The following is a 12,672-nucleotide window of genomic DNA, read 5'->3' on the forward strand; positions in this document are numbered from 1 at the left end:
GGGCCCGCGCCCGTAATAAGGGGGCCCGCGCCCGTAATAAGGGGTTCCGGGGGCCTCGGCCCCCGGAACCCCTTGGAACTGACCGAAGGTCAGTGCAGGCGGCGTCCGTTCTCGGGGTGGAAGAAGTATGTGTGGTCCGAGTCCGCGACCAGCGCGAGCTTGGTGCCCTTCGCGGGCGGGTTGCGCCAATCCGCGCGCGCCACAATGGTTTCCCCGTCACCGAGGGTGCGGCCGTAGATGTAGGCGTCGGAGCCCAGCTCCTCGACCACATCCACCTCCATGGCGATCCCGGCCCCGTCGCCGACCGAGTCGAGGTGCTCGGGCCGGATGCCGACCACCACCCGCTCGCCGGTGGCCGCCGCCACCGACCGCGGCAGCGGCAGCGGGCAGCCGCCCAGCGTGACCGAGCCATTGCCGACCGGCAGCGTGAACAGGTTCATGGCGGGCGAGCCCATGAAGCCCGCGACGAACAGGTTGGCCGGGTCGCGGTACAGATCGCGCGGGGAGGCGCACTGCTGCAGCAGCCCGTCCTTGAGCACTGCCACCCGGTCGCCCATGGTCATGGCCTCGACCTGGTCGTGGGTGACGTAGACGGTGGTGGTGCCGAGCCGGCGCTGCAGCTGGGCGATCTGGGTGCGGGTCTGCACGCGCAGCTTGGCGTCCAGGTTGGACAGCGGCTCGTCCATGAGGAAGACCTGCGGCTGGCGCACGATGGCGCGGCCCATGGCCACGCGCTGGCGCTGACCGCCGGACAGGGCCTTGGGCTTGCGGTCCAGGTAGGGCTCGAGGTCGAGCAGCTTGGCGGCCTCGAGCACCCGCTGCTGCCGCTCCTCCTTGGCGACCTTGGCCATCTTCAGCGCGAAGCCCATGTTCTCCGCGACGCTCATGTGCGGGTAGAGCGCGTAGTTCTGGAACACCATGGCGATATCGCGTTCCTTGGGCTCGGCGTGCGTGACGTCCTTGTCCCCGATCAGGATTCGGCCGTCGCTCACCTCCTCGAGCCCCGCGAGCATGCGCAGCGAGGTGGATTTGCCGCAGCCGGAAGGGCCGACGAGAACCAGGAATTCGCCGTCGGCGATCTCCAGGTTCAAGGCGTCGACGGCGGGGTTGGCCGCGCCCGGGTAGAGCCGGGTGGCCTGGTCGAAAGTCACCGTTGCCACGGTTTCACACTTCCCTTCACCGGCAGGAACGTGCCGGACGATCCGTAGTAGAGGGTCGGCCCAGAGCGTAGCGGAGGGGCAGAATGGGGCGCAGTGATCACCGACGGAGGAGCACCTCATGAGCCGACCGATTCGTATCGGAGTTCAGTTGCAGCCGCAGCACGCGCCCACCTACGGATTGATCCGGGACGCGGTGCGGCGGTGTGAGGACATCGGCGTCGACATCGTCTTCAACTGGGACCACTTCTATCCGCTGTACGGAGACCCGGAGGGCGCGCACTTCGAGTGCTGGACCATGCTGGGCGCCATCGCCGAGCAGACCGAGCGGGTGGAGCTCGGCGCGCTGGTCACCGGCGGCGGTTACCGGAATCCGGATCTGCTGGCCGATATGGCCCGCACCGTGGACCACATCAGCAACGGGCGCCTCATCCTCGGTATCGGCGCGGGCTGGTTCCAGAAGGACTACGACCAGTACGGCTACGAATTCGGCACGGCCGGAAGCCGGCTGGCGCTGCTGAAGGATTCCATGGCCCGCCTCACCGACCGGCTGGCCAAGCTGAACCCGCAACCGGTGCGCGACATCCCCATCCTGATCGGTGGCGGCGGCGAGAAGAAGACGCTGCGGCTGGTCGCCCAGTACGGCGATATCTGGCACAGCTTCTCCGACATCGACGTGCTGCAGCGCAAGATCGGCATCCTGGGCGAGCACTGCGCCGAGGTCGGCACCGACCCCTCCGCCATCGAGAAGTCCGTGGCCTGGCCGGGCCTGGATCAGGTGGAGGGCTATGCGGACGCCGGCGTGACACTGTTCACCGTGAGCTCGGGCGGGCCGGACTACGACATGAGCCGGATCCAGGAGGCCGTGGCCTGGCGGGACGGCTTCAACCAGCGGTAGGGACGCGCCTGAACTGTGATTTCCGCTGTGATTTCCGCCGAATCGGGCCGAGGCTGACTCTGGCCTGGCAGACCACCCGCACTAGGGTGGTCTGCCATGGTTTCCTTCCGGCGGCGCCCAGATCGTCCCCCGCGCTTGCTGGCATTGGCGGGAGTTGTGCTGGTCGGTCTGCTCGGCATCGCGACGCTCGCGGGCAGTGCCGGTGCCGATGATCGCGATCTGTGTTCGCCGCCCGGCCAGGCCGCGGCCAGCGCCGCACCGACCAATCTGGCCTCCGGGCAGCAGAACGCGGGCGCGGACCGGTTCACCACCGCCACCACCGAGCCGCCGGCCACGATCGATATCAGCAAGCTGGGCCTGCTGACGCCCGGCAAGCTCAGCGTCGGCACCCTCTCCGACGCGCCGCCGAGCATCTGCGTCAATTCCAAGGGCGTGTTCACCGGCTTCGACAACGAGCTGCTGAAGGCCATCGGCGCGAAGCTCGGCTTGCAGGTGGAGTTCACCGGCACCGAGTTCGCCGGCCTGCTGGCCCAGGTCGCCAACGGCCGCTTCGACATCGGCTCCTCCAGCATCACCACCACCGACGCGCGGCGGCAGCTGGTCGGCTTCACCAATGGCTACGACTTCGGCTACTTCTCGCTGGTGGTGCCGAACGGCAGTGCCATCAAGGGTTTCGCGGATCTGCACCGCGGCAATCGGGTCGGCGTCGTGCAGGGCACCGTGCAGGACGAGTACGTCGTCAACGAACTGCACCTGGACCCGGTGAAGTTCCCCGACTACAACACCGCCTACGCGAATCTGAAGACCGGCCAGATCGACGCCTGGGTCGCGCCGTCGCAGCAGGCCATCGGCGCCATCAAGCCGGGTGACCCGACCTTGATCGTGCAGAACACCTTCAGCGTCAACAACTTCACCGCCTGGGCGGTGCGCAAGGGGAATCAGCCGCTCACCGACGCGCTCAATGCCGGGCTGGACGCGGTGATCGCCGACGGCACCTACGCCAAGCTGTACGAGGACTGGGTGCCGCGGGAGCTGCCGCCGGGCTGGAAGCCGGGCTCCAAAGCCGTTGCGGCGCCGCGGCTGCCGGACTTCGCCAAGATCGCGGCCGAGAACGCGGGCAACCGGCCCGACAACAGCGCGGTGCAACCGAAATCCACCGTGCAGCAGCTGAAGGACACCTTCTTCGACTGGTCGCTGTACCGCAAGTCCTTCCCGGACCTGATCAAGACCGGTCTGCCCAATACCTTGATCCTGGCGCTGGTCTCGGGCCTGCTGGGCACCGTGCTCGGCATGCTGCTCGCGGTGGCGGGCATCTCCCGCACCCGCTGGTTGCGCTGGCCCGCACGGGTTTACACCGATATCTTCCGCGGCCTGCCCGCCGTGGTGATCATCCTGATCATCGGCCTGGGCGTGGGACCGGTGGTCAAGAACGTCACCGGCAACAATCCCTACTGGCTGGGCGCGATCGCGCTGGCGCTGCTGGCCGCCGCCTACATCGGTGAGATCTTCCGCGCCGGCATCCAGTCGGTGGAAGCCGGACAGCTGGAGGCCGCCCGCGCCATCGGTTTCGGCTACCGGCAGGCCATGACGCTGGTGGTGATCCCGCAGGGCGTGCGCCGGGTGCTGCCCGCGCTGATGAACCAGTTCATCGCGCTGATCAAGGATTCCTCGCTCATCTACTTCCTGGGCCTGCTGGCCACCCAGCGCGAACTGTTCGCGGTGGGCCGGGATCTCAACGCGCAGACCGGGAATCTGTCGCCGCTGGTGGCGGCGGGCCTGATGTACCTGCTGCTCACGGTGCCGCTCACCCACCTGGTCAACTACATCGACAAGCGCATGCGCGAGGGCCGTCCCCAGGGCGGGCACGATCCCGCGGACCCCGTCGAACAGGCCGTCATCACGGAAGGGCGTGGAGCATGAGTGCCTCCCTCACCGGCACCGGCCTGCGATTGACGCTGGGCCGCAACGAGATTCTGCGCGGCGTGGACGTACACGTGGATGCCGGCAAGACCACCACGGTGATCGGGCCGTCCGGCTCCGGCAAATCCACGCTGCTGCGGGTGCTCAACCGCCTGCACGAACCCGATTCGGGCGACATTCTGCTCGGCGGTAAGTCGGTGCTGAGCGAGAACCCGGACCGGCTGCGGCAGCGGATCGGCATGGTGTTCCAGCACTTCAATCTGTTCCCGCACATGACGGTCGCGGACAATATCGCGCTCTGCCCGCGCAAACTGCACGGCCTGTCCAAGGCCCAGGCGCGCACGCTGGCGGTTCAGCAGCTGGAGGCGGTCGGCTTGGCCGGCAAGGCGGATGTGCGCCCGGCCAACCTGTCCGGCGGTCAGCAGCAGCGGGTGGCCATCGCGCGGGCGCTGGCCATGAAGCCGGACATCATGTTCTTCGACGAGGCCACCTCGGCCCTGGATCCGGAACTGGTCAAGGGCGTGCTCGCGCTCATGTCCGAGCTCGCCGGGGGCGGGATGTCCATGATCGTGGTGACCCACGAGATGAGCTTCGCCCGTTCGGTTTCCGACCAGGTGGTGTTCATGGATCACGGTCAGGTGGTCGAAACCGGCAAGCCCGAGGCGCTTTTCGAGAACGCCGAAACCCCGCGGCTGCGCCAGTTCCTGTCGCAGGTGCTGTGAACGACGCCCGGGGCGGGGATCATCCCGCCTGCGGGCGCGGCTAACCGCTGCCGCTGAAGGGCATGTTCGCGAAGCGGGCGAAATCGCCCTGGGCGCCGCTGTAGACATTGAGGTCCACGGCTCCGCCAATGCCGGGGATATTGCCCGAGCTGGAGGTTTGCCAGAACGTCCAGGTCGGCCAGCCGCCCGGCACCTCGGGCTTGTCATTACCCCGGTAGTCGGCGATCCACAGCGGGTAGTTGGTGAACTGGTTGGTGTCGGCCATGGCCGTCTGCCAGAAGCGGGGATAGGTGTAGATGATCGGCATGCGTCCGGTCAGGGCCCGGACCGTATCGAGATAGCGGTGGGTCCAGTCGATGAGCGCGGCGGGCGGCAGCCCGCCGGAGTCCTCGAGGTCCAGCACCGGCGGTAGGTCGAGCATCCCGTTCTGGCCGAGCACCATCGTCGAGTAGAAGGCGGCCTGGGGTTCCGGCGGCAGGTTCGGGCGCGCGAAATGGTATGTGCCGCGCGCGACTCCGGCCACCCGCATGGCCAGACTGTCCTGCACGAAGAACGGGTTCACGTAGCTGAGGCCCTCGGTGGCCTTGAGCATGGAGAACTCGTATCCGGCTCCGCGTACCGCGAACCAGTTGATGCCCTCGCCTCCCGGGTGTTGCCAGGAGGCCACATCCGGGCCGTCGATATCGGCGGCGGCCACCCCCACCGGGGTTGCCATGAGGATGCTTGTTGCTGCGACTGTGAGCGCTTTCATCAGGCTGCGTCCGGTCATGCCCCGAAAGGCTAGGCCGATCGCCCGCTATGACCGGGAAGGCAGGGCGGTGATGTTTGCCAATCGTTAACTCGAATCAACCCAGCCAGTCCAGCACCGACGCGGCGGTCCAGGACTGCTGCATGCTGCCCAGCGGCTCGCCGGTGAAGGGCTCGTAGTACTCCGCGAAACTGCCGTCGCTGGCCTGCCGCAGCCCCTCGGCGCGCAGCATGAACGAGCGTTCCGCCCAGCCGCGGCGGGCGAAGACCCAGGAGAACAGCCAGCTGATCACCGGCCACACCGGCCCGCGCCAGTACTCGCGTGGGCGAAAGTCCCTGGACACCGGGGAGGTCGAGGGCGGCAGCGCGTAGCGCAGGTCCGGATGCCCGCACCAGCGCGGGCCCTCGAACAGGCGCAGCAGCCGCCGTTCGGCATCGCGCGGCAGCCCGCCGCTGAGCAGCGGCGCGAAGAGGGCCAGGGTCTCGGTGTCGATCCACTGGTCCGCGCGCACATCGAAGTCGCGCGCCGCGCCGGTGCGGGCATCGGTGGTGGCGACCACGCCCGCGCGGAAGTAGTCGGCCCACTCGTAGAGCTCGCGCACATCCGCGTGCGGCTGCTTGTAGTCCTCGCCGATATTGGCCAGCACATCGCAGGCCAGCGCGAAGATGGCGGTCACGAACACGTCCTCGACCGCGAAGCTCATGGTCGAGGCCAGCTGGTAGTCGTCGTAGCCGGCCCGGCGCATCTGCTCGACCAGCCATAGGTAGCGGTCGTACTCGCGGTCCGAGGGCCGCTGTGTGGGATCGCCCACCACCTGGGTGTCGGCGCGCTCGTAGGGCGGCAGGTCCGGACCGGGAATCACGTTCTCGTAGGCGCGATCCCAGCGCGGCGAATTGTCCATGCCGGATTCCCACCCGTGGTACAGCGTGATCCGGCCGTGCTGCTTGGGGTCACGGGCGTAGGCCAGCCAGCGGTGCCAGCGCATGAGATCGGGCCAGCGCCGGTTCAGGAAGTCCTCGGCGACCGCGCGGGTGCTGCGGCCGTGCCGGCGCGAGTGATCCAGAATCCGTTGCACCGCAATGGCATGCACGGGCGGCTGGGTGATGCCCGAGGTGTCCGGGCCGTCGGGGGCGTCGGCGGCCAGGCGGCGGCATTCCCAGCGCGCGGGTCCGGGGAAGTAGCCGTCCACGCCATTGGCGAAGACGATGTGCGGGATCATCCCGTTGCGCCACTGTGCCGAGAGCAGGGTGTCGAGTTCGAGCGCGGCGCGCTCCACGCTGAGCGGGGCCAGGCCGACCGCCACGAAGGCCGCATCCCAGCTCCACATGTGCGGATACAGCTTGGGCGCGGCGCTGGTCATGGTGCCCAGGTCATTGCCGCGCAGCAGGTAGGCGGCGCGGGCCGCGAGCTGGGTGGGCGTGAACCCCGGGTGTGTCATCGCCCTATTCTGCGCCCCCACCCGCAGGTATGCGCGATGGACGGGTGGGTCCTGATCGCCAGATTGCACTTCGTTCGCCTTCTTGTGGATCAGCTAGCGGTGGTGTGCCCGACCGGAGCATCGCAGGCCGAGGTAACGCGGTTACGGTCATCACATGGCGAATTCCGCGAAATCCAGCACCGACCAGCCGACCGCGCTGATCACCGGAGCCAGCCGGGGGCTCGGCGCGGCCATTGCCCGCGAACTGGCGCCCACGCATCGGCTGCTGCTGGGTGCGCGCACGCCCGGGGCCCTGGAACCGATACTGCGTGAACTGCCCGGCAGCGCCGGATGGCCGGTGGATCTCACCGACTACACCGCGGTAGCGCGCGCTGTAGCGGGCATCGAACGGCTGGATGTACTGGTGCACAATGCCGGAATCGCCGATCTGGGAACGATAGCCGATTCCTCGGTGGCGCAGTGGCGGAATACGTTGGAAGCCAACCTGATCGCGGTCGCGGAGTTGACCAGGGTGTTGCTGCCCGCGCTGCGCGCCGCCAACGGCCATGTGGTGCTGATCAATTCGGGAGCCGGGCTGCGGGCCAATCCGGGCTGGGGCGTGTACGCGGCCAGCAAGTTCGGGCTGCGTGCCTTCGGCGACGCACTGCGCCTGGAGGAGCCCGCGCTGCGGGTGACCTCGGTGCATCCCGGGCGCATCGACACCGACATGCAGCGCGAGATCATCGCGGGGGAGGGCCGCGAGTATCGGCCGGGCGAATTCCTCAGGGCCGAAACGGTTGCCCGTGCCGTGCGGCAGGCCGTCGAGACCCCGCGTGACGCGCATCCCACCGAAATCGTGCTGCGCCCCATCCCACACTGAGAGCAGCCTTAAATTCCGTCCTGAATTTCAATCATTTCGCACAGAATTGGTGCTCAGTTCACGGCGCGTAGATATAACGGGTAGGCCTTGCGAGGGAGGCGAGGCAGAGAAATGTATATCTTCGGAGTGAACGACAGAGATGGATAGACGACAGCTGCTCGTGATGCTCGCGGCGGGCACTGCGGCGGCGCTGACCGGCTGCTCCGCGGAGTCCGGCCCCTCCCACAAGGTGACGCCACGCATCAGCGGACCCGCCGGGACGCCGTCGGCGGCACCGACTCCCAAGGCGCTCGCCGCGCCGCCGGCCGCGCAGAAATCCCGCATTCCCGCCGGGACGATAACCGGATTGCCCGGCACCGGCAACGATTTGGCACTCACCGTCGACGACGGCGCCGATCCGGCCGTGGTCGGCGCGTATATCAAATTCGCCAAGGACACCGGGGCGCGGTTCACCTTCTTCGTCACCGCGAATTACGACTCCTGGACCACGCACCGGGCCGAGCTGCGGCCGCTGGTGGACGCCGGGCAGATCCAGCTGGGCAATCACACCTGGGACCACCCGGATCTCACCAAACTGTCCGCCACCGAGGTGGCCACGCAGCTCACCCAGGCAAAGACGTTTCTGCGCAACACCTTCGGCGTGGACGGGACACCGTATTTCCGCCCTCCCTACGGCCGCCACAATGCTACGGTCGACAAGGTGGCAGCGGATCTCGGATACACCGTGCCCACCATGTGGTACGGCTCGCTGTCCGACTCCGGTGTCATTACCGAGGACTATCTGATCGAGTGTGCGCGAAAGTACTTCAACGCTCAGGCCATTGTCATCGGACATGCCAATCATCCCGCCGTGACGCACTGTTACGACCGTCTGGCCGAGATCATCCGGGAGCGCAACCTGTCCATGGTGACGCTCAACGATGTGCTGGTCTCGCCGACGTAGCCGGTTTTCGCTGGGGGAGCGGAAGTTTCAACCGTAGTGAATTGAATGAGGGTCGCAATGGACAGACGACGGCTGCTGACGATGGTGGCGGCGGGCACGGCCGCCACCCTGCTGGGCACGGGCGGATCGCGCGCCGACTTCCCCTTCGACACCGGATCCGGCAGCGGAATCATTCCCCAGCTGCCCGGGATACCGCAGGTGACACCGGATTTCGGACCCAGGACGCCGATCGGGCCGGGCACCATCACCGCGCTGCCGGGCGCCGGAAACCATATGGCGCTCACCATCGATGACGGCGCCAGTTCCGAAACCATCCGTGGCTTCATCGATTTCGCCCGGGACACCGGGGCCCGGCTGACCTTCTTCGTGACCGCCTACTATCCCGGCTGGCTCGACCACCGGGATGTGCTGCGCCCCCTGGTCGACTCGGGGCAGGTGCAGCTCGGTAACCACACCTGGGACCATCCGGACCTGACCAAGCTGTCCGGTGGCGCCATCGCCGGCCAGCTCGAGCGGTGCAAGGACTTCCTCTGGAACCAGTACGGCACCGACGGCACGCCCTACTACCGCCCGCCCTACGGCCACCACAACGGCAGCGTCGACGCCGTCGCCGCCGACTGCGGCTACACCGTCCCGACCATGTGGTACGGCACCCTGAACGACACCAATCCGGTGATCAACGACGGCATGCTCCTCGATGCCGCGCGCCAGTGGTTCCGGGCCCAGTCCATCGTCATCGGTCACGCCAACCGGCCGACGGTCACCCACCTCTACGACCAGCTCACCGACATCATCCGGGAACGCAGCCTGCAGCTGGTGACCCTCAACGACGTCCTGATCCCGCCCCAATAGGACTGCGCCGCACATGCGTTCGGCCCGATGCGCGGTGCGCACCGGGCCGAACGCCGGTCACCTCAGGCGACGATGTTCACCAGGCGGCCGGGCACCACGATGATCTTGCGCGGCGCCTTGCCGCCCAGCAGTTCCGCGATCTTCTCGTCCGCCAGCGCGGCGGCCTGGACCGCGGCCTGGTCGGCGTCGGCGGCGACGCTGACGCGGCTGCGGACCTTGCCGTTGACCTGGATCGGGTACTCGACCGAATCCGCCACCAGCAGTGCGGGATCCGCGACCGGGAAGGGGCCGTGGGCCAGAGCCGTGGTGTGGCCCAGGCGTTCCCACAGTTCCTCGGCCACGTGCGGGGACATCGGGGCCAGCATCAGGACCAGGGGTTCCACCAGCGCGCGGGGCGCACCGTCGCCGTAGTTCTTGGTCAGGAAGTTGGTCAGCTCGATGAGCTTGGCGCCCGCGGTGTTGTCGCGCAGGTTGGCGTAGTCGTCGTCGACACCGGCAATGGTCTTGTGCAGCATGCGCAGGGCCTCGGCCGACGGCTCGCCGTCGGTGACCTTCACCGCGCCGGTCTCCTCGTCCACCACCAGTCGCCACACGCGCTGCAGGAAGCGGTGCGCGCCCACGACATCCTTGGTGGCCCAGGGCCGCGAGGTGTCCAGCGGGCCCATCGCCATCTCGTAGAAGCGGAAGGTGTCGGCGCCGTACAGATCGCACATCTCGTCGGGGGAGATGGCGTTCTTCAGCGACTTGCCGATCTTGCCGTACTCCTGGAAGACCTCCTCCTCCACGCCGGAGGCATTGGTCCAGAAGAACTTTCCGTCCCGCTCCACGATCTCCGCGGCCGGCACGTAGGCGCCGCGCGCGTCGGTGTAGGCGTGGGCCTGGATGTAGCCCTGGTTGAACAGGCGGCGGTACGGCTCGGAGCCGGACACGTCACCCAGGTCGAAGAGCACCTTCTGCCAGAAGCGCGCGTACAGCAGGTGCAGCACCGCGTGCTCCACGCCGCCGACGTACAGGTCCACGCCGCCCGGATCCTTCGGGCCGTGCTCGGCCGTGCGCGGGCCCAGCCAGTACCGCTCGTTCTCGGGGGCGCAGAAGGTTTCGGTATTGGTCGGGTCCGCGTAGCGCAGCTGGTACCAGGAGCTGCCCGCCCAGTTGGGCATGACATTGGTGTCGCGGCGGTACTTCTTGACCCCGTCGCCCAGGTCCAGTTCGACGTGCACCCAGTCGGTGGCCTTGGCCAGCGGCGGGGACGGCTCGGAGTCGGCGTCGTCCGCGTCGAAGGTGACCGGCGCGAAGTCGTCCATCTCGGGAAGACGCACCGGCAGCATGGATTCCGGCAGCGCGTGCGGCGCGCCGTCCTCGTCGTAGACGATGGGGAACGGCTCGCCCCAGTAGCGCTGACGCGCGAACAGCCAGTCGCGCAGCTTGTACTGGACGGTGCCCCTGCCGTGGCCGTTGGCCTCCAGTTCGGCGATCACCTTGGCCTTGGCGGACTCGATGTCCATGCCGTCGAGGTAGCCGGAGTTCACCATGACACCGTCACCGGCGTGGGCCCCCTCCGCGACATCGCCGCCCGCGACGACCTCGATGATGGGCAGGCCGAACGTGGTGGCGAAGTCCCAGTCGCGCGGGTCGTGGCCGGGGACGGCCATGATGGCGCCGGTGCCGTAGCCGCTCAGCACATAGTCGGCGATGAAGATCGGCACGCGCGCGCCGTTGACCGGGTTGGTGGCGTAGGTGCCCAGGAAGACGCCGGTCTTGTCCTTGTTCTCCTGCCGCTCCAGATCCGACTTGGCGGCGATCGACTTCCGGTAGGCCGCAACGGCTTCCACGGGGGTGTCGGCGTTGCCCAGGGTCCAGCGCGCGTCGGTGCCGGACGGCCAGGTGGCGGCGGTCAGCTTGTCGACCAGCTCGTGCTCGGGGGCCAGCACCACGTAGGTCGCGCCGAACAGGGTGTCGGGGCGGGTGGTGAAGACCTCGATCAGATCCGCGCCGGCCTCGAACTTGACCTGCGCGCCCCGCGAGCGGCCGATCCAGTTGCGCTGCATGGCCTTCACATTCTCCGGCCAGTCCAGCTCGTCCAGGTCGTCGACCAGGCGATCGGAGTAGGCGGTGATGCGCATCATCCACTGCCACAGGCGCTTACGGAACACCGGGAAGTTGCCGCGCTCGGAGCGGCCGTCCGCGGTGACCTCCTCGTTGGACAGCACGGTGCCCAGGCCCGGGCACCAGTTGACCATCGAATCGGTCTGGTAGACCAGGCGATGGGAGTCGATGGCGGCATTGCGCTCGGACCGGGACAGCTCGTTCCAGGCGCGGCCCGCGACGGCTTCCCGCTTGCCGGCCTCGAATTCGGCGATCAGATCGGCGATCGGGCGGGCCTTGCCCAGGCCCGTGTCGTACCAGGCGTTGTAGATGCGCAGGAAGATCCACTGCGTCCACCGGTAGTACTCGGGATCGGTGGTGGCGAAGGTGCGGCGGCGGTCGTGGCCCAGGCCCAGGCGATCCAGCTGCCGCTGCATGGTGGCGATATTCGCCATGGTGGTGTCGCGCGGGTGCGCGCCGGTCTGCACCGCGTACTGCTCGGCGGGCAGGCCGAAGGCGTCATAACCCAGGGCGTGCAGCACATTCCGGCCATGCATGCGGTGGTACCGGGCGAAGACGTCGGTGGCGATGTAGCCCAGCGGGTGACCGACGTGCAGGCCCGCACCCGACGGGTACGGGAACATGTCCTGGATGAACAGCTTGTCGGCCGGTGTCTCGCCCTGCAGCGGACCGACCGGGTTGGGCGCGAAGAAGGTACCGCGCCGCTGCCAGTTGCCCTGCCACTTCTGTTCGATGCGGCCGGCGAGGTCGGCGTTGTAGCGGTGTGCGGGAACGTCGCCGCCCCCACCCGCGGTCGCGGTGGGCGTTTCGGATGCACGGGTGTCCTGCACGGTCCTGCCTTCTTTGTCCAGCCAATCCCCGATAAGGTCGCTCACCAGGGTAAAACGTCGCCACTGCCGTGCCCAAAAAGGGTCCGTTCAGTCCCGCTGCCCAGGAAAACCGCGCCGCGTACCCGCCCGGAGCGAAGCGGAGGGCAAATTGACCACGGAGGGCAGGTTGGGCGCTTGGTTCGCGGCGCGTCTCGTTCTG

General features: G+C 68.0%; 10 protein-coding genes. 6 read left to right on the top strand and 4 right to left on the bottom strand.

Features of this window, described 5'->3' with window-relative positions:
- Window positions 1–89: 89 nt before the first annotated feature.
- Window positions 90–1,160 (bottom strand): sn-glycerol-3-phosphate ABC transporter ATP-binding protein UgpC, encoded by a 1,071-nt coding sequence (gene ugpC / locus AB0L60_RS08820; RefSeq protein WP_364609436.1) that lies wholly within the window; start codon window positions 1,158–1,160, stop codon window positions 90–92.
- Window positions 1,161–1,278: 118 nt separating this feature from the next.
- On the opposite strand from ugpC, the gene AB0L60_RS08825 reads away from it, so the two are divergent.
- From AB0L60_RS08825 to AB0L60_RS08835, 3 genes are all read left to right on the top strand, one after another.
- Window positions 1,279–2,055, top strand: coding sequence for an LLM class F420-dependent oxidoreductase (locus tag AB0L60_RS08825; RefSeq protein ID WP_364609439.1), 777 nt, complete (start codon window positions 1,279–1,281; stop codon window positions 2,053–2,055).
- A 96-nt stretch (window positions 2,056–2,151) separates the two neighbouring features.
- Complete coding sequence (locus AB0L60_RS08830) at window positions 2,152–3,975, top strand: ABC transporter substrate-binding protein/permease (RefSeq protein WP_364609442.1); 1,824 nt, start codon at window positions 2,152–2,154, stop codon at window positions 3,973–3,975.
- Window positions 3,972–4,697, top strand: coding sequence for an amino acid ABC transporter ATP-binding protein (locus tag AB0L60_RS08835; RefSeq protein ID WP_364609445.1), 726 nt, complete (start codon window positions 3,972–3,974; stop codon window positions 4,695–4,697). Before AB0L60_RS08830 ends, AB0L60_RS08835 begins: the two co-directional genes overlap by 4 nt.
- 40 nt (window positions 4,698–4,737) lie before the next feature.
- Here the strand turns inward: AB0L60_RS08835 and AB0L60_RS08840 are convergent, their stop codons facing one another.
- Both AB0L60_RS08840 and AB0L60_RS08845 read right to left on the bottom strand, forming a co-directional pair.
- Window positions 4,738–5,412: a glycoside hydrolase family 25 protein gene (locus AB0L60_RS08840; RefSeq protein ID WP_364609764.1), complete on the bottom strand. Its 675-nt coding sequence runs from the start codon at window positions 5,410–5,412 to the stop codon at window positions 4,738–4,740.
- A 130-nt stretch (window positions 5,413–5,542) separates the two neighbouring features.
- Window positions 5,543–6,883 carry a glycogen debranching protein gene (locus AB0L60_RS08845; protein ID WP_354841085.1) on the bottom strand — a complete coding sequence of 447 codons (1,341 nt, stop codon included), beginning with the start codon at window positions 6,881–6,883 and terminating at the stop codon, window positions 5,543–5,545.
- Between the two features lie 154 nt (window positions 6,884–7,037).
- Between AB0L60_RS08845 and AB0L60_RS08850 the strand changes: the two genes are divergently transcribed.
- From AB0L60_RS08850 to AB0L60_RS08860, 3 genes are all read left to right on the top strand, one after another.
- Entirely contained in the window at window positions 7,038–7,742 is a 705-nt protein-coding gene (locus AB0L60_RS08850) for an SDR family oxidoreductase (RefSeq protein ID WP_364609449.1), read from the top strand.
- 139 nt (window positions 7,743–7,881) lie between these two features.
- A complete protein-coding gene (locus AB0L60_RS08855; RefSeq protein ID WP_364609452.1) occupies window positions 7,882–8,685 on the top strand; it encodes a polysaccharide deacetylase family protein in 804 nt (267 codons plus the stop codon).
- Between the two features lie 57 nt (window positions 8,686–8,742).
- Complete coding sequence (locus tag AB0L60_RS08860; protein ID WP_364609455.1) at window positions 8,743–9,537, top strand: polysaccharide deacetylase family protein; 795 nt, start codon at window positions 8,743–8,745, stop codon at window positions 9,535–9,537.
- 62 nt (window positions 9,538–9,599) lie between these two features.
- On the opposite strand, the gene leuS is transcribed toward AB0L60_RS08860, so the two are convergent.
- Complete coding sequence (gene leuS / locus AB0L60_RS08865) at window positions 9,600–12,473, bottom strand: leucine--tRNA ligase (protein ID WP_364609767.1); 2,874 nt, start codon at window positions 12,471–12,473, stop codon at window positions 9,600–9,602.
- Between the last annotated feature and the right edge of the window lie 199 nt (window positions 12,474–12,672).

Source organism: Nocardia sp. NPDC051981 (assembly GCF_040680715.1).
In the GTDB taxonomy this organism is placed as follows: Bacteria; Actinomycetota; Actinomycetes; order Mycobacteriales; family Mycobacteriaceae; genus Nocardia.